Below are 23244 nucleotides of genomic sequence, written 5' to 3'. Positions count from 1 at the left end.
ACCGATCAGCCACCGGCCGACTGGTAGGCGTTGACGGCCCGCTGCAGGCGATCGAGCGCCTCACCGTAGGCCTTGAAGTCGCCGCCGGCCTGCGCCGACTGCAGGTTGGCCAGTGCCGCATCGAGTTCCGCGACCGCAGCAGCCTTGTCCGGCGTCTGACCCGGTGCCGACGGAGCCGGAGTGGGTGCCGGCGTCGTCTGACCGCCGGTCTCCGGCTGGGCGGCGGGCTCACCACTCGGCCTGGTGGCCGAGCTGCCCGTGCCCGACCCGAACACCTGGTCCAGCGCCTCCGCGAGCGTCGGCGCGTAGCCGACCCGGATGCCGGTGGTGTCGGTGAAGCTGACCATCACCCTGGCGAGCTGCGGGAACGCGTTGGCCGAGTTGCGCTGCGTGTACAGCGGTTCGACGTACAGGATGCCGCCGTCCGCGATCGGCAGCGTCAACAGGTTTCCGAAGATCACCTTGTTCGACTGCCGCAGCAACGCCAGCTCGCTGGCGACGCGCGGATCCGACGTCATCGCGGACTGCGCCTGCTGCGGACCCTGCGTCTGGGTGTTGGTCGGCAACTGCAACACCCGGAACTTGCCGTAGTTCTCGGGGTCCGACTGCACCGAGATGTACGCCGACAGCAGCTCGCGCTGGTAACCGACCATCGGGCTGGTCAGAACGAACTGCGGCTTCGCCGTCTCCGGGTTGCCGGCCAGCACGTAGTACGGCGGCTGGTTCTTGTCGGTCTCGACCGTCGGGTCACTGGGCACCGACCAGAACGCGTTGTTGCTGAAGAACTCGCCCGGATCGTCCACGTGGTACTTCGCGAGCATCTCGCGCTGCACCTTGAACAGATCCTCCGGGTACCGGAAGTGCGCCTGCAGATCCGGGCTCACCTCGGACTTGGGCTTGACGGTGTCGGGGAAGACGCCCATCCAGGCCGAGAGCACCGGATCCTTGTCGTCCACCTGGTACAGGGTCACCGTTCCGTCGTACGCGTCGACGGTCGCCTTCACCGAGTTGCGGATGTACGAGACTTCCTTCTTCGGCAGCATGCGGCCGTTGGCCTGGTTCGTGCTGTCCTGCACCAGACCGTCGAGCGAGGACCGCTGCGCGTACGGGTAGTTGTCGAGCGTGGTGTACGCGTCGACGATCCACTGCATGCGCCCGTTCACGACGGCCGGGTACACGGTGCCGTCCGTGGTGAGCCACGGCGCCACCTTGTTCACGCGGTCGGCGGGATCACGGTTGTAGATGATCTTCGAATCCGAACCGATGGCTCCGGAGAACAGGATGTTGCGCTCGGTGTACTTGGCTGCGAACGCCAGGCGGTTGAACCAGTTCCCGATGCCGACACCGCCCGCACCGGTATAGGTGTACTTCCGCGAGTCGGTGTCGTACTCGCGAGGAGCACTGCCCGGCTCGCCGCCCACGATCGCGTAGTCGGCATCCGAGGACGCGATCACCGGACCGTAGTAGGTGCGCGGATTCTCGACCTCGAGGGCGGGGTCCGCGGGCTTCGTCTCCAGGTCGCTGACGCTGTAGATCGGGTAGCCGCCGGTGTTGTTCTGGGTGTCGCCGCTGACCGCCGTCACCTGGTTCGCGTACGCAGCGACGAAACCGTTGCCGTGCGTGTACACGGTGTGCTTGTTGATCCAGTCCGTCTGGTTGCCCTGCAGACTCGACGGCGACAGCTCGCGGGCCGCGACGACGAAGTCGCGGAGCGTGCCGTCCATCTCGTACCGATCGATGTTCAGCGACTTCGGGAACGCGTAAAAGTTCTTGAGCTGCTTCTGCGCGGTGAACGTCGGCGAGAGCACGTTCGGATCGAGCAGGCGGGTGTTCGCGATGGTCGTGACGTCCGCCGGAACATCCTTGGGTTGCTTGGTCGACGTTCCCGAGTAGTCGACGTATTCGACTGTCTGGTCCGTGATCCCGTACGCCTGTCTGGTCGCGGTGATGTTCCGTTCGATGTAGGTGCGTTCCTTGTCGGCCGCGTTCGGCTTCACCGAGAACTGCTCGACGACGAGCGGGTACACGGCACCGACGAGCACCGACGACAGCACCAGCAGCGCGACGGCCATCGCCGGGATCCGCAGATCGCGCAGGAAGATCGCCGCGAAGAAGGCGATCGCGCAGATGACGGCGATCGCCAGCATGATCAGCTTGGCGGGCAGCACCGCGTTGATGTCGGTGTAGCCGGCGCCGGTGAACGTGGGCTCCTTGCGTGAACTCGACAGCAGCGCGTACCGGTCGAACCAGTACGAGACCGCCTTGAGGAGCACGAACGTGCCGGCGAGCACCGCCAGCTGCACGCGCGCCGACTTCGTCAGCGCGCCCTGACGACCGCTGAGCCGCAGCCCGCCGAAGATGTAGTGCGTGATCAGGCTGGCGAAGAACGCGATGACCACGGCGACGAACAGCCAGTTCAGGACGAACTGGTAGAACGGCAGATCGAACGAGTAGAACCCGATGTCCTTGCCGAACTGCGGGTCCGTGATCCCGAAGTTCTGGCCGTTGAGGAACAACTGCACCGTCGCCCAGCTGGCCTGTCCCGCGAGACCGGCGAACAGGCCGATCACGACCGGGATGCCGATGCCGAACAGCTTCTGACGGGTCATCACCGCGGTGCGGTAGCGCGCGACCGGGTCGTTCGAGCCCGGCGAGGGCAGGAACATCGGACGCGATCGATACGCCAGCAGCAGCGCGAGCCACACGATGGCGCCCACCACGAGGCCGACCACGAAGAACAACGCGATCCGGGTCAGCAGCACCCTGCTGAACACGCTCCGGAAGTCGACCTCACCGAACCACAACCAGTCCGTGTAGACGTCGATGAATCGCGGGCCGACCAGCAACAGTGCTGCGGCGATCAACGCCAGGATCAGCAGCACCCGTGTGCGTTTCGACAACGAAGGTAAACCGGCGGGGGGCCTCATGCCCACGTGCCACTCTCCCAACAATCCGGCGACGCCTTCGCGCCGCAGCCAATGCACCGTCCAGCGTCACCTGAGAGTGACCGTTTCGTCCCACTCTACGTAACTACCCGTCGACGTCGCGCCCCGTGACCGAGCCGCGCGCCGTCGGGCCATGGTGCAAGGATAAGGATGTGATCGATAGCGATGGTGTTTTCCACGGCGACGGGTCCCCGGGAAACCGCGGAAATGTGAGCCTGTCCAGCGAATCCTTGAGCCGATGCGTGCACGAGGTGATCGACTTCGTCGACGCCGGCGGGTGGGGTCAGCCGCCCACGGTGTTCGCCATCGTCCCGACGGCGCTCGTCGCGGCGGCCGAGCCGTCGCTTCTCGACCAGCTGGACGACGGGGCCGAGCTCACGCCCATCGAGCAGGAGTCGCTGCCCGACGACGTCGAGGGCGGCTCCCCCGCGCTCGACGAGTTCCTGGCCACGACCACGTGGCCGTCCGAGGTGGTCGGCTGCGCTCTGGTGCAGGAGATCGTGGTGCTGCCGCCCGAGGCGGAGTCCGACCTGGACGACGCGGTCGCCCCGACGCTCACCGATCGGCACGCCGCGAACGAGGCCGCCCGGACCGCCGCCGAGTCGCATCCCGACCGGCGTGAGGCCCGGCTGATCGCGGCGGTGCTGCGGGACGGCCCGTCACTGGCCCTTCTGCAACTGCGACCGACCGACGACGACGATCCGTTCGCCGGGGTCGAACTGCGCACGTACGACAATCTCGCTCCCGGCGTCGTCTCCGCTCTCTACGCGACGCTCGACGCGGACGAGCTCTAGCAACTCGGCGCCGGACGGCCCTCGTTGATGTCGGCGAGGGCGTCGATTGCGCCGCCGAGCGTCTCGACCTTCACCAGGTCCAGGCCGTCGGGCCGGTTCGCCACCGCCTCGTCGCAATTCTTGGCCGGAACCAGGAAGGTCGTGGCGCCGGCTTCCTTGGCCGCGATCATCTTGTAGGGAATGCCGCCGATCGGCCCCACGTCACCGGCGGGGTCGATCGTGCCGGTGCCGGCGACGAAGTCACCGCCGTTGAGTTCACCCGGGCTGAGCTTGTCGACCACGGCCAGGCTGAACATGAGGCCGGCCGACGGCCCGCCGATGTCGGCGAGGTTGAAGTCGATCGTGAACGGCACCTCCGGCACCGTCCCGGCGCCGACACCGAGGTAGCCCGGGTTCGAATCGTCGCCGTCGCTGTGCGGGCGGGAGCCGAGGGTCACCGGCGCAGTGGTTTCCACACCGTCCCGCACGAACGTGATGTCGACGGTGGATCCGGCACCGGCCGCACCGACCGCGTCCTGCAGTTCGTCGGCGCTGTCGACCGGAGTGGAGCCCACCCGCAGCACACGGTCGCCCTCGCGCAGGACCCCGGCGGCCGGGCCGCCCTCCGCGACGGTGCGGATCTCGACGGCGACCGGAAGGTTCAGATACCGGAGGGCCGCGAGCTCGGCACTGTTCTCCGACTTGGCGAACTGAGCCGAATTCTCTTCCTTGACCTCTTCCTGCGACTTCTGCGGCGGGTAGACGTCCTCGCGGGGCACCAGCCCCTGCCGTCCGCTCACCCACAGACCGAGCGCGTCGAACAGCGTCAGGTTGTTGCGCACCGCGACGGTCGTCATGTTGAGGTTGCCACTCGTGGCGTCGACCGCGGTGCCGTCGATCTCGACGACGGGCTTGCGCACGATCTCGCCGTTCTCTTCGACGTCGGTCTCGCCGAGCGTGTTGAAGGTCGGGCCGGGGCCGAGCGCGACGAACGGGACCTTCACCGTCGTTCCGAGGACGCCCAGTGCCAGGACCGGGGCCAACGTCGCCAGTAGGGTCACCATCCGTCGGTTCACCTGGCCAGGATAGAGGCCGCCGCGAGTTGCATCGCCGGACCCCGGGTGGTGTTCGCCGTGAGCGTGATCTCCGCACGGGCCATGCGGGGCCGCGCCTTGTACCGTTGAACTATGAGCGATCTGCCCTTTGGCTTCTCCAACTCCGACGACGACCCGGACCGCAACAAGGATTCGGCGGGCCGCGAGCAAAGCGGGGGTCAGGGAGGTTCGGCCGGTCAGCCGTTCGGCTTCGATCCGAGTGCATTCGGACTGGGCGGCGCGGGCGGTGCCGGGGGCGCCGGGTTCGATCCGGCCGCGCTCGGTCAGATGCTCTCCCAGTTCGGGCAGATGCTCAGTGGCATGGGCAGTGCGATGGGTAAGGGCGACCAGTCCGGCCCCGTCAACTACGAGATCGCGAAGAATCTCGCGCGCCAGCAGATCGGCTCGGTGACGCCGATCGGCGAGGGCACCGCGTCCGCCGTCTCCGACGCCGCGCGTCTCGCCGAACTGTGGCTCGACGGCGCCACCACACTTCCCGCCGGCGCCACCCGCACCCTGGCGTGGACTCCCAACGATTGGCTCGACGGCACCCTCGACACGTGGAAGCGGCTGTGCGACCCGGTCGCCGAACAGGTTTCCGGCATGTGGGTGCAGGGCCTTCCCGAAGAGGCCCGCAACATGATCGGCCCGATGGCCGGGATGTTCACCCAGATGGGTGGTCTCACGTTCGGATCCCAGCTCGGCCAGGCACTCGGCCAGCTGTCGAAGGAGGTCCTCACCTCCACCGACATCGGCCTGCCGCTCGGGCCTGCCGGTACCGCAGCTCTGCTCCCCGCCGCGATCGAGGCCTTCAGCGAGGGGCTCGAGCAGCCGCATCGCGAGGTGCTCGTGTTCATCGCCGCCCGCGAGGCCGCCTACCAGCGGCTCTACAACCACGTGCCGTGGCTGCGGCAGCGACTGCTCGCGACCGTCGAGGACTACGCACGCGGGATCAAGATGGACTTCTCCGCGATCGAGGAGGCCGCGCAGGGACTCGACCCGTCGGCGCTCACCGATCCGTCGCAGCTCGAGAAGATCCTGCAGCAGGGCGCTTTCGAGCCGCAGACCACGCCGGAGCAGAAGCAGGCCCTCGAACGCCTCGAAACCATGCTGGCGCTCGTCGAGGGCTGGGTGGAGGTCGTCGTCGCCGAGGCGCTCGGCGAACGCCTGCCCGGTGTCGCCGCGCTCACCGAGACGCTGCGCCGCCGCCGCGCGACCGGTGGACCCGCCGAGCAGACCTTCGCGACGCTCGTCGGCCTGGAACTGCGCCCCCGCAAAGTCCGTGAAGCCGCGCAGCTGTGGCGCCGGCTCACCACCGACACCGGCATGGAAGCGCGCGACGGCGTGTGGGCTCACCCGGACCTGCTGCCCGACTCGTCGGACCTGGACAATCCGGCCGCATTCGTCGACCGCGTTCTCGGCGGCGGCGAGGCGAGCACCTTCCACGACCCGATCGCGCAGCTCGAGCAGACCGAGGCACGCGAGCGGGAGGAGAAGAACCGCGATCAGGGCGACGCCGGCGAGTCCGAGGCCTAGTCCGGAACGCTGTCGTCGGCGGCGGCGCAGTCGTCCGCGTCGCCGCCCTGCAGGCCCGGTTGCCGGGTCACCACTGAGTACGCCTCCAAGTAGCCCATGGCCCGCTCGGTGCGCGGATACTGCCGGACCTCACGCCAGAACCGTTGGTTGTGGCCGCCCGAGACATACAGGTGCACCAGTTCGTGGACCAACACGTAATCGAGCACGTAGGCCGGCACCGTCTGCAGCAGTTCGCTGACCCGGATGGTGCCGTCCACCGGCGTGCACGACGCCCAGCGCGTCTTCATCGACGGCACCCACCGCACCGAGACCGGGGTGGCCGCGCCGCCGAGCCATCGCGCCGACAGTCGCGCGGCGCGCTCGGCCAGTTCCACGTCGCTGCGTCGGGCCCGGTCCGCCGCGCGTAGATCCGCGCGCTCGAGCTTCTCGATCATCTCGGCGACCAGTTCGGCCTCTGCCTTCTTCGACAGACCGGTCGGCATCAGCACGACGACCTTGTCGCCCTCGCGGCGCGCGCTCACCGTCCGCCGTCGGCGGGCGCTGCGCCGGATCTCCACCTCGGGCCCTGCACCGCTGTTCGACGTCTCCGAGCCAGTCACGGACCACCACGCTAGCCGTCCGGTCCGACACCGCTCCACACAGATCTCGGACCGATCGGCTGCCTGTGCGAAATACCGAGCTCACGGCGCATTTTTCCCTGTGGATAACCCCGGAATTCCGACGGGCGGTCGGTGTCCGGAATGAGATCGTCCGTCCATGACCTCGGTAGCCGCCACACACCTGCGACGTCTCGTCCTCGATCCCCGACTGCCCGTGCTGGTGCGGCCGAGCGGTCGCCTACAGATCGGGTGGGACCCGGAGACGTCGATCATCCTGACGCCGCCCCCGTCGGTCGATCCGCAGGCCCTCGTCTCGGTGCTGGGGCTTCTCGACGGCCGCACGTCCCGGCCGGGCGTGGTGTGGCGTGCGGTGGAACACGGCATCGCACCCGCCGACATGTCGACGATCCTGAGCGAGCTCGAAGAGGCCGGGGCGCTGCGGCCCGCCCCGACGCCCCCGGACGACGTCCCGACGATCCGCGTGCACGGCCGCGGACCGTTGGCCGACGCCATCTCCAGCGCACTCATCACCGGCCCGGCCCGGGTCACCCGGTCCACCCATTTCACCGCGGACACCGACGTCACGACGTGGAACTGTCTGTGTGTCGTCCTCACCGACGAGCTCGTCGTCGATCCTCGGCTGGTGGACGCGCTGTTGGTCGCGGGTATTCCCCACCTGCCCGTCCGCCTGCGGGACGGGCGCGGGGTGGTGGGGCCGCTGGTCCTGCCGGGCAGCACGAGCTGCCTGCGGTGTGCCGACCTCACGCGATCCGACGCCGACGAGGAATGGCCGCACGTGGCCGCGCAGCTGCTCGGCCGGGTCGGTCACGCCGCCCCGGCGACCGTGCTCGCCACCACGGCCGTCGCGTTGGGACAGCTGGAAATGGTGCTCTCGCGGGCGGCCCGCCCCGCGCCCGCGAGCCTGGACGCGACGCTCGAGATCGACCTCGATTCGCACCGGTTCGCGGTCCGGCCGTGGCCCCGCGATCCGCGGTGTGGATGCTCACGTTCCGCAATCTTCTTGGACGAACCCGCGAATCTTCCGCCATGATGGTCTGGTGTCCGACATCCCACGCAGAAGCACCGCCCGCACCGCCAAGCTCGCGAGCATTCCGCTGGGCATCGCCGGTCGCGCGGCGATGGGTTTCGGGCGCAAGCTGGCCGGTGGGGACCGGGACGAGATCGACGCCCAGCTGACCGCGAAGGCCGCCGAGCAGTTGTTCACCGTGCTGGGTGAGCTCAAGGGCGGTGCGATGAAGCTCGGGCAGGCGCTCAGCGTGATGGAGGCGGCGATCCCGGAGGAGTTCGCCGAGCCCTACCGCGAGGCGCTCACCAAGCTGCAGGCCGAGGCACCGCCGCTGCCCGCGAAGCAGGTGCACCGAGTCCTCGACCAGCAGCTCGGCACCAAGTGGCGCGATCGCTTCGCCGAGTTCGACGACACTCCGACCGCTTCGGCGAGCATCGGTCAGGTGCACCGCGCGGTATGGGCCGACGGACGGGAGGTGGCCGTCAAGGTCCAGTACCCGGGCGCCGACGAGGCCCTGCGAGCCGACCTGAAGACGCTCACCCGGTTCGCCGGGCTGTTCACGTCGGTGATGCCGGGAACGGACATCAAACCGATCCTCGACGAGCTGAGTGCACGCACCGAGGAAGAGCTCGACTACCGCATCGAGGCCGACAATCAGCGCGCGTTCGCGAAGGCGTTCCACGGCGACCCCCGCTTCGTCGTGCCGCGGGTCGTCGCGAGCGCCCCCAAGGTCGTCGTCACGGAGTGGATGACGGCCACCCCCCTGTCGGCGATCATCACCGACGGCACGACCGAACAACGCAACACCGCGGGCGCGCTGCTCGCGGAGTTCCACTTCGTCTCGCCGGCGCAGGTGGGGCTGCTGCACTGCGATCCGCACCCGGGCAACTTCATGCTGCACGACGACGGCCGCCTCGGGATCATCGACTTCGGCGCGACCGCCCCGATGCCGAACGGGTTGCCCCCGGTGTTGGGCCGCATGGTCCGCCTCAACCTCGAGGAGCGCTTCGACGAGCTGACGGAACTGTTGCGCGCCAATGGTTTCGTGCTCCCCGGTCGCACTGTCACCGATCAGGAGATCGCCGACTACCTTCGCCCGTTCACCGATCCGATCCGCACCGAGTCGTTCCACTTCACACGTGCGTGGCTACAGAAGGCGGCCGGGACGGCGACCGATCTGTCGGGCACCCACTTCCGAACCGCGCGTGCCCTCAATCTCCCGGCCGAGTACCTGATGATCTTCCGGGTGCTGCTGGGTTCGGTCGGCATCTGTGCCCAACTCGACGCGTGCGCCCCGTACATGGCGATCCTCACCAAGTGGCTGCCCGGCTTCTCGGACGACGCCGACGGTCTCGAGAGCCTCGACGGCGCGTAGGGTTCCCGGCTTTCCGGACCCCGACAGATGGCCGAATGTCACACGCGTTCAGCCCAACTGAACGCGTGTGACATTCGGCCGTTGTCAGGTCAGGCGCAGACGAGCGCCTTGCGTTGGTCCGGGTTCTTCCGGGGCCGACCTCGCGGCCTCTTACGGGCGATCACGACCCCCTGATCGAAGATCTCACCGCCCCAGACTCCCCACGGCTCTGCGCGGTCGAGTGCGGCGCGCAGGCACCGGTTGCGGACGGGGCACTGTCCGCACAGCGCCTTGGCCCGCTCGAGGTCGGCAGGTGTCTCGGCGAACCACAGGTCGGGGTTTTCCACTCGACAGGGCAGCTCCGGGCGTGCCGAGTCGACTACTGCCAATCCGCCGGACACGGTGCTGGTCTCGTTCTGTCCTCGGCATGTCGCGGTAGACACGTCGTTCTCCTCTGCTGATGTTTCGCGGCTGGCGCCGGCTTTCGGTGGTCACACGAACCGAAGTCGAAGGCCTGGAGCTCGAGGGCTCGAAACACGAAGGCCACGGTTCGCAGTTGCGATCCGTGGCCTCGAGAGGAATGGCGGGAGTGCCTACCGAACGAATTGTCGGTGTCTACTCCGGGCCACGGATGCGGGGGCTGCTGCTGCTGCTGCTGCTGCGCGCAGACGGATTGCGTGCGGTGCGGCGGCTGCGTTCCTCGCAGCGACCGGGGCGGCCGCAGGGAGGTACGCGCCAGCGATTGCGGGCACAGATGCACGCGCTGCTGCTGCAAATGCAGTTGCATTCCAGTCGTTCATCTTTTTGCCACCTCCCTTTCGTATCGGTCCGACAGTTACCGCACACAAGTTTTACCCCGTGGCGTGCAGTCCAGGGTATGCAACCCGAACAGACCGCACAAGTTATTTTTGACCTGCGGTTTTACCGCGGATCGTGGGTCACGTCGGATCCAGTGTCGCCGACGACCACTCGCCGCGCACCACCGCGAGAACATCGGCGCCGAACTGTTCCAGCTTTTTCGCACCGATCCCCGAAATCGCGGTGAGCGCACGTTCGTCCTGCGGCTGCTGCTCGGCGATCGCCTGCAGCGTGTTGTCGGTGAACACCACGTAGGCGGGCACCTTCATCTCACGGGACGTCTCCCGGCGCCAGTCCTTGAGCGCCTCGAAAAGCTCCATGTCGAGGTTCGACGGGCAACCCTCGCACCGGCCGAGCGTGTGCGCGGTCGCGTCCAGCAACGGCTTACCGCACACGCGGCACCGCGGCCGCTGTTTCGTGGAACGAGCGGGCTTGGCGATCCGCGACGCCGGCGAATCGTCCGGGATCACGTTGGTGAGGAAGCGGGACCGGCGCCGGGACTTGCGTCCCCCTTCGTTGCGCGCGAGTGCCCACGACAGCGCCAGGTGTTCGCGGGGACGTGTCACGCCGACGTAGAGCAGCCGACGTTCCTCCTCGATGCCGTCCTGGTCGCCGGGCGAATTGGAGTCGCCGAGCACGTGCGCGATCGGCAGCGTCCCCTCGGTGAGCCCGACCAGGAACACCGCATCCCATTCGAGTCCCTTGGCGGCGTGGAGCGACGCCAGCGTGACTCCCTGCACGACCGGAGGATGCCGCGCCTCCGAACGGGCGGCCAACTCTGCGAGCAGCCCACCGAGCGTGAGGTGCGGGTCGTGCGCGAGCAACTCCTCGGTGAGCGACACCAGCGCAGTGAGCGAACCCCACCGCTCGCGCGCCTGGGCGCCGGTCGGTTCGACGTCGGTGAGCCCCAACGGGACCAGCACCGCCCGCACCAAGGTCACCAGCGCCTGGCCGGTGTCGGCGCCCTCGGGCAGGTCGTCGCGACCTGCCACCTGCCGCAGCGCGTTGATCGCCTGCCGCACCTCCTGCCGAGTGAAGAAGCCTTCGCCGCCCCGCACCTGGTACGGGATCCCGGCCTCGGTGAGCGCCTGCTCGTGCACCTCCGACTGTGCGTTGATGCGGTACAGCACCGCGATCTCGGCCGGTTCGACACCCTGCTCGATGAGCTTCTTGATCTGCCGCGCCACCGCCGCGGCTTCGGCCGGTTCGTCGTCGTACTCGGCGAACGTCGGTTCGGGGCCGGACGGCCGCTGCCCGATGAGCTGCAGGCGCGTGCCGGCGATCCGGCCGCGGGCCTCCCCGATCACCCGGTTGGCGAGCGAGACGACCTCCGGGGTGGACCGGTAGTCGCGCTCGAGCCGCACGACGGTCGCGTCGGGGAATCTGCGCGAGAAGTCCAGCAGGTACTTCGGGGTGGCACCGGTGAACGAGTAGATCGTCTGGTTGGCATCGCCGACGACGGTGAGGTCGTCACGATCCCCCAGCCACGCGTCCAGCACCCGCTGCTGCAACGGCGTCACGTCCTGGTACTCGTCGACGACGAAGCACCGGTACCGGTCACGGAACTCCTCGGCGACCGCCGAGTGCTCCTCGAGAGCGGCCGCCGTGTGCAGCAACAGGTCGTCGAAGTCGAGCAGCATGCCGTCGTAGTTGCGGGCCTTGAGTTCCTCGTAGCCCGAGTACACGGCCGCGACCTTGGCGGCGTCGGCCGGGATGTCCCGCCGGGCCCGCGCCGCGACAGCCGGGTAGTCCTCCGGGGCGACGAGCGATCCCTTGGCCCACTCGATCTCGCTCGCAAGGTCGCGGATGCTCTCGGTGCTGGTGGACAACCCCACCCGGCTCGCCGCCTGCCCGACGAGCGCGAACTTGCGGTCCAGCAGCTGCCACTCGGTGTCGCCGATCACCTGCGGCCAGAAGTAGCGCAACTGACGCAGCGCCGCGGCGTGGAACGTTCGGGCCTGCACCTGCGGCCCACCCCCGCCGATGCCGAGCCCGCGGAGCCTCCCGCGCATCTCTCCGGCCGCGCGGGCCGTGAAGGTCACCGCGAGGACCTGACCGGCCGAGACGTGCCCACCCGCGACGAGGTGTGCGATGCGGCGGGTGATGGTGCGGGTCTTGCCGGTGCCGGCGCCCGCCAGTACGCACACGGGGCCGCGCGGTGCCAGCACGGCGGCAGACTGCTGCGGGTCCAGGCCCTCGTCGGGCCTGGTTCCGGTGCGCTCCGGGGTGACATCCGCTGACATGCCGTCCATCCTCTCAGGGCGCACCGACACCGGCTGCCCGCACCCGCTGCGCTGTGACGTACGCCCGTGCGGGAACAGTACGGACCGATCGTGGTGTTATATGCGCCGTGACTACCGAAGCTCCCGCCCTGACCATGTACTCGACCACGTGGTGCGGTTACTGCCGTCGCCTGAAGAAGCAGCTCGACGAGAACGGCATCTCGTACGTCGAGATCGACATCGAGCTCGATCCCGCGTCGGCCGAGTTCGTGGGCAGCGTCAACGGCGGCAACCACGTCGTCCCCACCGTGAAGTACGCGGACGGCAGCACCGCCACCAATCCGAGCCTGGCGCAGGTCAAGCAGGCCCTGGGCCTCTAGCCCCTCGTTCGGCTCGTCGGTCGGCCCGTCAGTCGGTTGCGGCCCAGGACTCGATCATCACTCGCGCGATCGAGATCGATCCGGGCAGCAGCAGCTCGGCGTCCGAGCGCGACGTCCAGTCGCCGGCGTCGAGCGCGGACCGGATCTGTTCGCGCGTGAACCAGTGGGCCTCGGCGATCTCGCCGTCCGCGAATTCGAGCGGAGCGGCGGGATCGCCCACGGCCGAGAACCCGATCATGACCGAACGCGGGAACGGCCACGGTTGGCTGCCGAGATACCGGACGTCGTGCACGTCCAACCCGACCTCCTCGCGGATCTCCCGCACCACGCACGTCTCGAGCGACTCCCCGGCCTCGACGAATCCGGCGAGGACCGAGAACATCCGCGGCGGCCACACCGGCTGACGTGCGAGCAGCACCCGGTCGGCGCCGTCGTGCACCAGGCAGATCACCGCCGGGTCGGTGCGCGGAAACTCCTCGTGCCCGGTGCTCGAGCTGATCCGGGACCACCCGGACATCGTCGGTTCCGTCGCGGCCCCGTCGATCGCGCTGTAGCCCGCGTGGTCGTGCCAGTTCAACAGCGCCACAGCGGTTGTCAGCAGTCCCGCACTCGACTCGTCGAGCCGGTGGCCGAGCATTCGCAGATCACCGAGTTCGCCGGTCATCGCCGGAACCCGTACCGCCCACACGTGGCGCGTGCCGTGAAGCCCCAGGAATACCGCGTCGTTCGCCGGTTCGTCGCCCAGCGTCGATGCCGGCTCGAGAACCAGTTCGCCGTCGGCTACCCGAACCTGACCCCGCGGATTGACCCGCAGCAGAAAAGCGTTCGCCCATCCGGCACGCAGCGCGTCGGTGTCCGCGCGCAGTTCCTCCGCCCGGTCGAGGGCGGCTCGCGACAGCAGTGGAGTCTCGGTCAGTTCGAAGTGCGGCACGGGAACGACCCTACTGCGAGGGACCGGTCCGCCCGACTTCGCTCAGCTGCTGACGCGCCGGATGTACAGCAGGAGGTCGTCGGCCTCCACGGCGTCGACCTCGGGCGACCCCACCCGCAACAGACGGCCGTCGCGCACCACGCCCAGCACGATGTCGGACAGGTGCCGCGGCGACCCGCCGACCTCCTCGGGTTCGACTTCACGCTCGGCGATCGCGAAACCGGCCTCCGGGGTGAGCAGGTCCTCGACCATCTCCACCACGCTCGGCGTGGTGCGGGCGATACCGAGCAGGCGTCCCGCGGTCTCCGAGGAGACGACCACCGAGTCGGCCCCCGACTGCCGGAGCAGGTGCGCGTTGTCGGTCTCACGGATCGCGGCGACGATCTTCGCCTTGGGTGCGAGTTCGCGCGCGGTGAGCGTGACGAGGACCGCGGTGTCGTCGCGGTTCGCGGCGACGATGATCGACGCTGCGTTCTGCACACCGGCGAGCCGCAGCACGTCGGACTTGGTTGCCGAGCCGTGGACGGTCACCAGGCCCATGCTCGCCGCGGTGTCGAGCACCACCTGATCGGTGTCGACCACCACGATGTCGGAGGGAACGATGCCGTCCCCGAGCATGGCGTCGATGGCGGTACGTCCCTTCGTGCCGAATCCGACGACGACGGTGTGGTTGCGCACGCGATGCCTCCAACGCTGGATCTTGAACGCCTGGCGCGAGCTCTCGGTGAGCGCCGAGAGGGTCGTACCGACCAGGACGATGAGGAAGAAGATGCGGAGCGGCGTGATGACCAGAACGTTGATCAGTCGCGCTTCCGGGGTGATCGGGGTGATGTCGCCGTAACCGGTGGTCGACAGCGAGACCGTCGCGTAGTAGATGCAGTCCAGCAGCGACAGCTGGTTGTCCTGCGCATCCTTGTAGCCGTCCCGGTCGATGTAGACGACGAGCACGGCCAACGCCAGTGCGCCGAGCGCGTACGAGACTCGCCGCGCGATGGCGCGGGACGGACTGGTCTGCATCTCCGGGACCTTGAGCACGCCGACTAGCGCGAAGTCCGGCCGATCCGTCAGCGCGTCCGCGTTCCCGAACCGCGCTCTCAACCTACCGGGCATCCACTGGTCCCCATCTCCTCTGCTCCGACTGGCAGTTCACACAGTCGGCTCGCAGCCTAACCGCGGATCCCGGAATAGCGGAACGGCACAGGAAAATCGGGGTGACGGTGGCGGAACGACGGCGCGTGGGGCAGGGTGGCCGCATGTCACAGCGTCCGAACCGATCCAGTCAGGCTCCTGCTCTCCGCCTCGCCGCTCTGCTCTTCGGCGCCGGAACACTGCACTTCGTCCGGCCGCGGCCGTTCGACGCGATCGTGCCGCGCGCGCTCCCCGGAAGCGCGCGCACGTACACGTACGCGTCGGGTGTCGCCGAGCTCGCGACGGCCGCGGCGCTCGCGGTGCCCCGGACGCGCCGGCTCGGCGGCACGCTCGCGACCGCACTGTTCGTCGCCGTGTTTCCCGCCAACGTCCAGATGACGATCGACTGGTTCCGGTCGAACCGCACGTCGACGCCCGCGAAGGTCCTCGCCGCGGCCCGTCTGCCGCTGCAGATCCCCCTGGTCGCCGACGCATTGAGGGCCCGGCGCAACGCGGCCTGACCGGACACCTCAGTCGGCCGGCGTCTCCTCGGCACCGGCAGTCGTGATGAGACGTGCCAGACGGTCGGCGTCGGGCAGATCCTCGGGCGCGATGGTGCGTCCGGTACGCACGTAGTGGAACGCGGCGCGCACCTTGTCGAGCGGCGGCTCCACCGGCCGTCCGGTGAGCCGGGACTGACGCGCCGCCATCAGCTCGGCCCACGCGATCCGGTAGGCGGCCAACTGCATCACGACGGCGCGTTCGTTCGCGGCGGACGGCTCGGCGCCGGTCTTCCAGTCGATCACCGTCCAGCCGCCGTCGGCGTCGGCGAAGACGGCGTCGATCCGGCCGCGTAGCACGGTCCCGGCGACGGACGTCTCGAACGGCACCTCCACCTCGACGGGGCTGCGGTCGGCCCACGCCGAGCGCAGGAACGCGTCCTGCAGCAGAGCCAGCTCGGTCTCGGTGCCCACCCCGGTGTCGGCGGCGCCGGGAAGCTCGTCGAAGTCCAGCAGACGAGTGGCACCGAACCGCTGTTCCACCCACGCGTGGAACGCGGTCCCCCTGCGCGCCAAGGGGTTCGGCGGGAACGGCAACGGTCGACGCAGCCGGGCCGCGAGTGCGTCGGGATCGGCGGCCAGGTCGACGAGCTGGCTGACCGACAGTTGCGCCGGCATCTCCACGTCGGTGCCGCCGTGTCCGCGTTCCCTCCGCTCGGCGAGGAGCGCGTCCACATCGGCAGCCCAGTTGTCCGGGTCGCCGTCCGCCGCCTCGGGCTCCGGCGCGGCCTTCCCCAACCCCGCGAGCGCTTCGCGCACCAGTTCGGCACCGCGTTCGACGTCGGCTCGCCGGCGCCCCAGCGGATCCCGCGGCCACAGCGCCGACCGCGGCGTCGCCGTGAGCGGGTTCTCGGCGCCGTCGTCCGGCGCGGGTGCCCAGACGTCGATCGCGCCGAGTCGCTCACCCTCCCACGTCGACACGAGTTCCTCGAGTTCGAGCAGGAACGGCGACGGGCCCTTGGGGTCCGCACCGGATTCGGCCCAGTGATGGCCGGACACGAACAGCGCCCGCTCGGTGCGGGTGAGCGCCACGTAGAACAGGCGCCGGTCCTCGTCGAGACGGCGCGTCGAGAGCGCATCCTTGTGGGACTTGATCGCGTCCTCGAGGTCCTTGCGGTGGTACAGATTCTCGAGGTCGAGAACCGGGACGCCGTCGGCGGATTCACCCGGGTAGGCACGATCACCGCGCAGCGTGGGCGGCAGTTCGGCCACCGATCCCAGCCACGTCGCCGACGCCTGGTTGGAAGGGAAGACACCGGCGGTCAGGTGCGGCACCGCCACGACCTCCCACTCGAGCCCCTTCGCCGAGTGCACCGTGAGCACCTGCACACGGTCGGGCGCCACCTCCACCTCGCCGGGGGCGAGACCGTTCTCGACATGTTCGGCGGCGGCGAGGAACGACAGGAGTCCCGTCAGCGTCGCCGACGTGCGGTTCGCGTAGCCGGACACGACATCCGCGAAGGCGTCCAGGTGCTCGCGTCCGGCGCCACCCACCTCGGACTGCCGTGTCCGAGCCTGCGCCTCGATCCCGATGCCGATCACGCGTTCCACCTCGGCGACGAGTTCGGTGAGGGGCTGGCCCAGCCGTTCCCGTAGCGACGCCAGCTCGGCGGCGACCGCACAGATCCGCACGTACCCGGCCTCGGAATACCGGTGCGCCGGGCCGGGATCGGCGAGCGCGTCGGCCAGGCCGGCCTGCTCCGACTGCTCTCCGGGCAGGGCGCTGCCGAGCGCGTCGTCGAGGGCGGCCGCGTCGGTGACCGCACCGGTGGCGCCGTGGTCGGAGCGGATCCCGAGTTCGCCTGCACGCTTCCACAGGGCACGGATGTCGGCGGCACCGATCTGCCAGCGGGCGCCGGTGAGGACGCGTACGGCGGCGCTGCCCGCCATCGGGTCGGCGACCAGGCGCAGCATCGCGACGACGTCGGCCACCTCGGGCGTGTGCAGCAGACCACCGAGGCCCACCACCTCCACGGCGAGGCCCCGTGCCCGCAGTTCCTCCGCGATCGGGGCGGCGTCGGCGTTGCGTCGCACCAGCACGGCCGCGGTGGGCGGCTTCGCGCCGTCGACGCGGGCCGCCTCGTACTGCTCGGCGATCCGGTCGGCCACCCAGGCGCGCTCGGTCTCCACGGTGTCGAGAAGGGCGAGCCGCACGTCGCCGGGGACGGCCGCGGGCCGCGCCCGCAGCTTGCTGACCTCGACTCCCCTGTCGCGCAACGGCTCCGAGATCATGTTGGCGAGCTCGAGGGCCTCCGGCGGGTTCCGCCAGCTCGTGAGCAATTCCAGCTTGGGCGCCGGGGTGCCGTCGGCGAGCGGGAAATCGGTGGCGAAACGCGGCAGGTTGGCCGCGGATGCCCCACGCCAGCCGTAGATCGACTGCATCGGGTCGCCGACCGCCGTCAGTGCCAGACCCGCGTCCTCACCGCCACCGAACAGCGACGACAGCAGCACTCGCTGCGCGTGCCCGGTGTCCTGGTACTCGTCGAGCAGCACTACCCGGAACCGGGCGCGCTCGCTGCGCCCCACCTCCGGATGCTCGGACGCGACGCGTGCCGCGAGCGACATCTGACTGCCGAAGTCCAGCGCGCCCTCACGACGCAGGGTGTCGGCCAGACGCTGCACGAGCGGCAGCAGATCGAGCCGCTGATGCTGCACCTCGAGCAGGTCCAGCAGCGTCTTCGACGGGCCGCCACGCTGTTTCGGCCCGGCCGGGAGCGTGTGGATCAGCTTGTCCAGTTCGGTATGCGCCTCCCGCAGGTCGGCCGGTTCGACGAGGTGCTCGGCGAGCTGACCGGACAGCGCGAGCACCGACTCGGTGATCGAGGCGGGGTTGCGGTCGGTGTCGAGATCGTCGTCCCAGGCGCTGACCACCCGGTACGCGAGCTGCCACAGCTCTGTCTCGGACAGCAGCGTCGCGGACGGCTCGATCGGCAGCAGCAGTCCGTGTTCGGAGAGCAGCCGTCCGGCGTACGCGTGATACGTGCTCACTTCGGGTTCACTCGCAAGGATCCGGGACCGCAGCGACCCGCTGGGGTCGAGATCGCGGACGAGCGCCGAGCCGGCCAGCTTCGCGAGTCGCTTACGGATGCGGGCGGTGAGCTGCTGCGCCGCCTTGCGGGTGAACGTCAGGCCGAGGACCTGTTCGGGATCGACCAGCCCGTTCGCGACCAGCCACACGACGCGCGCCGCCATCGTCTCGGTCTTGCCCGCCCCGGCGCCGGCCACGACGAGGGTGGGGCCGAGCGGAGCCTCGATGACCGCGGCCTGCTCGGGCGTCGGCGGGAACTGCCCCAGCGCCTCCGCGAGTTCGGCCGGGCTCACCCGGCGCCCGCTCTGCACGGTGCTCACTCCGACGTCACCTGCCGTCCTTCGTCGTGTGCCGGGCAGCTCGAGAGCACCGGACAATGCCTGCAGCCGTCGTTGATCCTGGCGAGGAACGTCGGTCCGCGGGTGGCCGCGGCGGCGTCGTGGATCACGTTCTCCCACAGCGCGACTCCGTCGTCGTCGAGCGCGGACTGTATGCGCTGCGTCGAGCCTTCCTTCTTGTGTGGCTTGGCCACGAACACCAGACGGGCGCCACCGGGCTGCGACGCCGGCACCCCGTCGATCAGACCGCGGGCGGCGGCCACCTGGTAGGCCGCCAGCTGTGCGTGCTGCTCGGCCTGTTCCTTGGTGACCGCGGCCTTCGCGGTCTTGACGTCGATGACGACGGGCCGCCCGTCCGAGTCGCGCTCGAGCCGGTCGATCCGGCCGCGGATCCGCACGGTCGCCTCGCCCTCTGTGCGGGGTTCGAGCACGCCGTCCACGGCCACCTCGACGCCGATCTCGGTGAGTTCGGATCGAGTGCCCCGCAGCCAGTCCGCGAAGTTGTCGAGCATGCCCCGCGTGCGCTCGAGTTCGCGGCGCGAGAACCACTCCGAGCCGAGATCCACCGAGTCCCATGCCGTTTCCAGGGCGTGGTCCACCTGATCCGGCGGGATGTGGCCGGCCAGCGCCTGCACGAGGGTGTGCACGAGCGTGCCCGCGATGGCGTGGGTGTTGTCGCCGTCGCTGCCCCCGTGCCGCTCGAGCATCCACCGCAGGGGACAGTTGGCGATCAGTTCGATCGTCGACGGCGACAGCGGAACCGGTCCGTCCTCCGGATCCCACAGCCCCACATCGGAACTGGGCGCCGACGTTCCGTACCACTGATCGGGGTGCGCGCCGCGGACGCCGGCCTCGGCGAGCCGCGCCAACTGGTGCGCCGCCCGTTGCTGCCGCTCCGGGTCGGCGACCGCGACGTCGGGATCGCACACCACACTGCGCAACTCGGCGACCAGGGCCGGCAAGGCGAGGACGCGGGGGGTGTCGTCGGTGACCGGCGCGACCTCGTCGACGTCGAGGTCGTCGGCGCCGCGCAACAAGTCGTCCACGAACCGCGAGCGCACCAGTTCGGTGTCGCCGCTCGACGAGTCGACCGCTGTCACGAGCAGCGAATCGCGAGCCCGGCTGCACGCCACCAGGAACAGGCGCCGTTCCTCTGCGAGCAGCGGCGCGGTCCGCGACAGCGTCTTGTCGACCTCGCCGAGCCCGCTGGTGATCTCGATGAGTTCCTCGGTGCCGAGCAGCGTTCCGCGCGCCCCGAGGCTGGGCCACAGCCCCTCCTGGACGCCGAGCACGACGACCACCCGCCACTGCCGTCCCGCCGCCGAGTGCGCGCTGAGCACCGTCACGGTCTCCTGCGACGCCACGGCGCGCATCGGGGCAGGCCCCGGAATCGCCTGCTCGACGAGGTAGTCGACGAACCCGGACAACTGAGCCCGCGGCAGTCGGTCGACGTAGTTCGCGGCAGCATCGAAGAGAGCCACCACCGCATCGAGATCGCGGTCGGCCTGGGCGCCGATCGGCCCGCCGAACGCGGAGGCCGCCGCCCAGCGACGCTCGAGCCCGGTCGCCTGCCACGCCGCCCACAGCACCTCTTCGATGCCCCGGCCGCGCTGCAGCGGTACCCGGGCGCGCCGCAGCACCTTCAGCACCCTGCGCAGCGAGAGCGATTCGACATCCGTCAGTCCGGGAAGCAGGTGTGCCACCCCGTCGGCGTCCGGCCCGTCCACGATGAGCGCCCGCAACAGCTCGGCCGAGTCGCGGTCGCCACCCGACGCCAACTCGACCCGTCGCAGGCCGCGACGCAGCCGCCGCAGGCTCACCGGCTCGGCCCCACCGATGGGACCCGACAGCAGCGCGATCGCGTCCTCGCCGGTGAACTCGCCGCCGACGAGGGCGCGCATGACGGACAGCAATCCGGCCACCCCGTGCTGCTTCGCGAGCGGCAGTTCGCTCGCGGCGGTGGTCACCGGCACTCCCGCCGAGAGCAGCGCGCGCCGCAGTGGCGGCAGCACCCGCGGCACCGACCGCGCAACGATCGCCATCTCCGACCACGGCACGCCGTCGATCAGGTGCGCGCGCCGCAGGGTGTCCGCGACGAGCGCCGCCTCCTTGGCCGGAGTCGACAGCACCCGGACCACTGCACGCCCGTCGGTGTCGTCCTCGGTGACGGGCACCGCCGCGCCGCGGTGCGGCGGGTTGCCGGGGAGCAGGCCCGCGATCCGCCCCGCCACCCGTGCGACGGCCGGCGCCGCCCGGAAGTTGGTGTCGAGGATCACCTGCGCGGGGTCCCCGCGATCGGCGAGACCCGTGAGGAACCGTGGGTCCGCGCCACGGAACGCGAAGATCGCCTGGTCCGGGTCGCCGGCGATCGCGGTGCTCGCGGTCCCGGTTCCGATCAGGCGTACCAACTGCGCGGCCTGCGGATCGAGGTGCTGGGCATCGTCGACGAGCAGGTGCCGCACCCTGGCGCGTTCGCGGCGCAGCAGGTCCCGGTCGGTCGCGAACGCGGTGAGAGCCGCGCTGATCAACTCGGCGGCGTCGAGCGCCGGCGCGGTGGCCTCCGGCGCCTCCATTCCCACCGCGCCACGCAGCAGCATGCCCTGCTCGTAGTGGGCGGCGAACCGCCCCGCCGCGACCCATTCGGCCTTGTCGTGGGCATATCCGAGATCGATCAGATCCTCCGGGCCCAGGCCGCGCTCGTTGGCGCGCAGCATGAGGTTGCGCAGTTCGACGGCGAAACCGGTCATTCCCAGAGCGGGACGCAACCGCTCCGGCCACATTCCCCCGCCGTCCGCGATGTCGCCACGCAGCAACTCGCGCAGTACCGCGTCCTGCTCCGCACCGGTGATCAGCCGCGGCGGCGGATTACCGTGCGCGGCGGCCTGCAGCCGCAGTACCGCGAAGGCGTACGAGTGCACCGTCCGGACGAGGGGCTCCCGGGTGGCCCGGGGCTGGACCCCGGGGCTCTCCGGGTCGTGCTCGGCCGCGAGCAGTCGCTCGGTGATCTGCTCCCGGATCGCGGTGGCCGCTCGGCGCGACTGGGTGAGCACGAGCACCGACTCGGGATCTTCGCCGGCAACGATCCGGGCCACCGCGGTATCGACCAGCAGCGTCGTCTTCCCGGTCCCCGGGCCCCCGAGGATCTGCCAGGGGTGCCAGCCGCGGCCGGGCGGTGCACCGGTCAGGACCCGTGCGGGGTCCGCCGGCCAGGTGCGCAGCGACGGCGTCGATCCGCGTCGCCCGACGAGCCGTGCGGTGGGCGCCGTCTGCCTCGTGCGTGCGCCCGTTTCGCTCATACAGGGAATCTCACCAGACGGGTCCGACAGACGTCGCATCCGGCATAGTGGACGACATGCGCGGTCTCCACACGTACCTGTTCGGCACGCCCGGAGCACCCGAAGTGCTCGCCCTGCACGGACTCACCGGGCACGGACGCCGGTGGGAGGCGCTCGGCACCGGCCAGCTCGGTGACACCCGGATCATCGCACCAGATCTGCGCGGCCACGGCCGCTCCCCGTGGACGCCGCCGTGGGGTCTGGACACACACGTCGGCGATCTGGTCGGAGTGCTCGACGAGCACGCGACCGGCCCCGTCGTCGTGGTGGCCCACTCGTACGGTGGCGCGATCGCGCTGCATCTCGCGCAGGCGGTACCGGATCGGATCCGCGGGATCGTCCTGCTCGATCCCGCCCTCGGGCTCGACCCGGAGAACATGAGCCGGATCGCCGGACTCGTCGCCGCCTACCCCGACTACACCGACGCAGCGGAGGCCCGTTCCGAGAAACTGCACGGCGCGTGGGCCGACGTGCCCACCGAGGCCCTCGACGCCGACCTCGCCGAGCACCTGGTCGAACTCGACAACGGACGCGTCGGCTGGCGCATGTCGGTTCCGGCCGTCGTCGCGTCGTGGGGCGAGATGGCACGCCCGTTCGTCCTCCCGCCCAAGGGCATCCCGACGGTTCTGGTGCAGGCACTGCGCGTGCAGCCGCCGTACGTCACGCCCGAGTTCCGCGCCGCGCTCGCCGAGCATCTCGGGGACGACCTGACCATTGCCGACCTCGACTGCGACCACATGGTCGCCCACGCGAAGCCCGACGAAGTCGCTTCCCTCGTCCGCAAGCTGCTGTAGGACCGCACGTGGCCGCCACCACCGAGGAACAGCTCGAGCGCGTCCGCGACCTGGTCGCCTCGATTCCACTCGGTCGCGTCGCCACGTACGGAGACATCGCCTCGGCCGCAGGACTTTCCAGCGCCCGCACCGTCGGCTGGATCATGCGTACCGACTCCGCCGACCTGCCGTGGCACCGAGTCCTGGGAGCGTCGGGCCGGCCGGCGGCCCATCTCGCCCGTCGCCAGTTGGCGAAGCTCGAGCTCGAAGGTGTGCCGATCCGGGACGGTCGGGTGGATCTCGCGGTGGCACGCCATCGGTTCTGACCGGCGGCGCACGCGTACACCCGATGGGGCAGCATTG

General features: G+C 69.9%; 17 protein-coding genes. 8 read left to right on the top strand and 9 right to left on the bottom strand.

The features are described 5' to 3' along the window. Positions 1-5: 5 nt before the first annotated feature. The gene (locus PSS76_RS08235) at positions 6-2927 is read right to left on the bottom strand and encodes a UPF0182 family protein (RefSeq protein WP_233281926.1); all 2922 of its coding nucleotides are present in this window, start codon (positions 2925-2927) and stop codon (positions 6-8) included. Between the two features lie 227 nt (positions 2928-3154). On the opposite strand from PSS76_RS08235, the gene PSS76_RS08230 reads away from it, so the two are divergent. Then, complete coding sequence (locus PSS76_RS08230) at positions 3155-3739, top strand: PPA1309 family protein (RefSeq protein ID WP_041674339.1); 585 nt, start codon at positions 3155-3157, stop codon at positions 3737-3739. Here PSS76_RS08230 and PSS76_RS08225 read toward each other — a convergent pair. Further along, the gene (locus PSS76_RS08225) at positions 3736-4794 is read right to left on the bottom strand and encodes a YlbL family protein (RefSeq protein ID WP_201790487.1); all 1059 of its coding nucleotides are present in this window, start codon (positions 4792-4794) and stop codon (positions 3736-3738) included. The two genes, PSS76_RS08230 and PSS76_RS08225, sit on opposite strands and share 4 nt — an antisense overlap. 111 nt (positions 4795-4905) lie before the next feature. On the opposite strand from PSS76_RS08225, the gene PSS76_RS08220 reads away from it, so the two are divergent. After that, positions 4906-6348 (top strand): zinc-dependent metalloprotease, encoded by a 1443-nt coding sequence (locus PSS76_RS08220; RefSeq protein ID WP_022597060.1) that lies wholly within the window; start codon positions 4906-4908, stop codon positions 6346-6348. Here PSS76_RS08220 and PSS76_RS08215 read toward each other — a convergent pair. Then, positions 6345-6947: a M48 metallopeptidase family protein gene (locus tag PSS76_RS08215; protein WP_233281787.1), complete on the bottom strand. Its 603-nt coding sequence runs from the start codon at positions 6945-6947 to the stop codon at positions 6345-6347. The genes PSS76_RS08220 and PSS76_RS08215 overlap by 4 nt on opposite strands. A gap of 157 nt (positions 6948-7104) precedes the next feature. Between PSS76_RS08215 and PSS76_RS08210 the strand changes: the two genes are divergently transcribed. Together PSS76_RS08210 and PSS76_RS08205 are read left to right on the top strand one after the other, a co-directional pair. Beyond that, positions 7105-7998, top strand: a complete 894-nt coding sequence (locus tag PSS76_RS08210) for a TOMM precursor leader peptide-binding protein (RefSeq protein WP_013416695.1) — start codon at positions 7105-7107, stop codon at positions 7996-7998. Positions 7999-8005: 7 nt separating this feature from the next. After that, positions 8006-9349 (top strand): ABC1 kinase family protein, encoded by a 1344-nt coding sequence (locus PSS76_RS08205; RefSeq protein WP_081120600.1) that lies wholly within the window; start codon positions 8006-8008, stop codon positions 9347-9349. A gap of 89 nt (positions 9350-9438) precedes the next feature. Here the strand turns inward: PSS76_RS08205 and PSS76_RS08200 are convergent, their stop codons facing one another. Both PSS76_RS08200 and PSS76_RS08195 read right to left on the bottom strand, forming a co-directional pair. Further along, positions 9439-9729: a WhiB family transcriptional regulator gene (locus PSS76_RS08200; protein WP_013416696.1), complete on the bottom strand. Its 291-nt coding sequence runs from the start codon at positions 9727-9729 to the stop codon at positions 9439-9441. Between the two features lie 537 nt (positions 9730-10266). Further along, positions 10267-12438 carry an ATP-dependent DNA helicase UvrD2 gene (locus tag PSS76_RS08195; RefSeq protein WP_005518823.1) on the bottom strand — a complete coding sequence of 724 codons (2172 nt, stop codon included), beginning with the start codon at positions 12436-12438 and terminating at the stop codon, positions 10267-10269. 125 nt (positions 12439-12563) lie between these two features. Between PSS76_RS08195 and PSS76_RS08190 the strand changes: the two genes are divergently transcribed. Continuing rightward, positions 12564-12788: a mycoredoxin gene (locus PSS76_RS08190; RefSeq protein ID WP_022597066.1), complete on the top strand. Its 225-nt coding sequence runs from the start codon at positions 12564-12566 to the stop codon at positions 12786-12788. Between the two features lie 28 nt (positions 12789-12816). Here PSS76_RS08190 and nudC read toward each other — a convergent pair whose 3' ends face one another. Then, complete coding sequence (gene nudC / locus PSS76_RS08185) at positions 12817-13719, bottom strand: NAD(+) diphosphatase (protein WP_013416698.1); 903 nt, start codon at positions 13717-13719, stop codon at positions 12817-12819. A 42-nt stretch (positions 13720-13761) separates the two neighbouring features. Next, entirely contained in the window at positions 13762-14829 is a 1068-nt protein-coding gene (locus tag PSS76_RS08180) for a potassium channel family protein (RefSeq protein WP_005518820.1), read from the bottom strand. A 143-nt stretch (positions 14830-14972) separates the two neighbouring features. Here PSS76_RS08180 and PSS76_RS08175 point away from each other — a divergent pair, with 143 nt between their 5' ends. After that, complete coding sequence (locus PSS76_RS08175) at positions 14973-15368, top strand: DoxX family protein (protein ID WP_013416699.1); 396 nt, start codon at positions 14973-14975, stop codon at positions 15366-15368. A gap of 9 nt (positions 15369-15377) precedes the next feature. Here the strand turns inward: PSS76_RS08175 and PSS76_RS08170 are convergent, their stop codons facing one another. Together PSS76_RS08170 and PSS76_RS08165 are read right to left on the bottom strand one after the other, a co-directional pair. Beyond that, a complete protein-coding gene (locus PSS76_RS08170; protein WP_337456102.1) occupies positions 15378-18755 on the bottom strand; it encodes an ATP-dependent helicase in 3378 nt (1125 codons plus the stop codon). Continuing rightward, positions 18752-22069: an ATP-dependent helicase gene (locus PSS76_RS08165; RefSeq protein ID WP_084979724.1), complete on the bottom strand. Its 3318-nt coding sequence runs from the start codon at positions 22067-22069 to the stop codon at positions 18752-18754. Before PSS76_RS08165 ends, PSS76_RS08170 begins: the two co-directional genes overlap by 4 nt. A gap of 56 nt (positions 22070-22125) precedes the next feature. Between PSS76_RS08165 and PSS76_RS08160 the strand changes: the two genes are divergently transcribed. Both PSS76_RS08160 and PSS76_RS08155 read left to right on the top strand, forming a co-directional pair. Next, positions 22126-22902, top strand: a complete 777-nt coding sequence (locus PSS76_RS08160) for an alpha/beta fold hydrolase (RefSeq protein WP_037086143.1) — start codon at positions 22126-22128, stop codon at positions 22900-22902. Between the two features lie 8 nt (positions 22903-22910). Next, positions 22911-23207, top strand: coding sequence for an MGMT family protein (locus PSS76_RS08155; protein WP_064077632.1), 297 nt, complete (start codon positions 22911-22913; stop codon positions 23205-23207). Positions 23208-23244: the final 37 nt, after the last annotated feature.

Source organism: Prescottella sp. D32 (assembly GCF_037287305.1).
Lineage (GTDB): Bacteria > Actinomycetota > Actinomycetes > Mycobacteriales > Mycobacteriaceae > Prescottella > Prescottella equi.
This window is presented reverse-complemented; position numbering and strand designations above follow the sequence as displayed.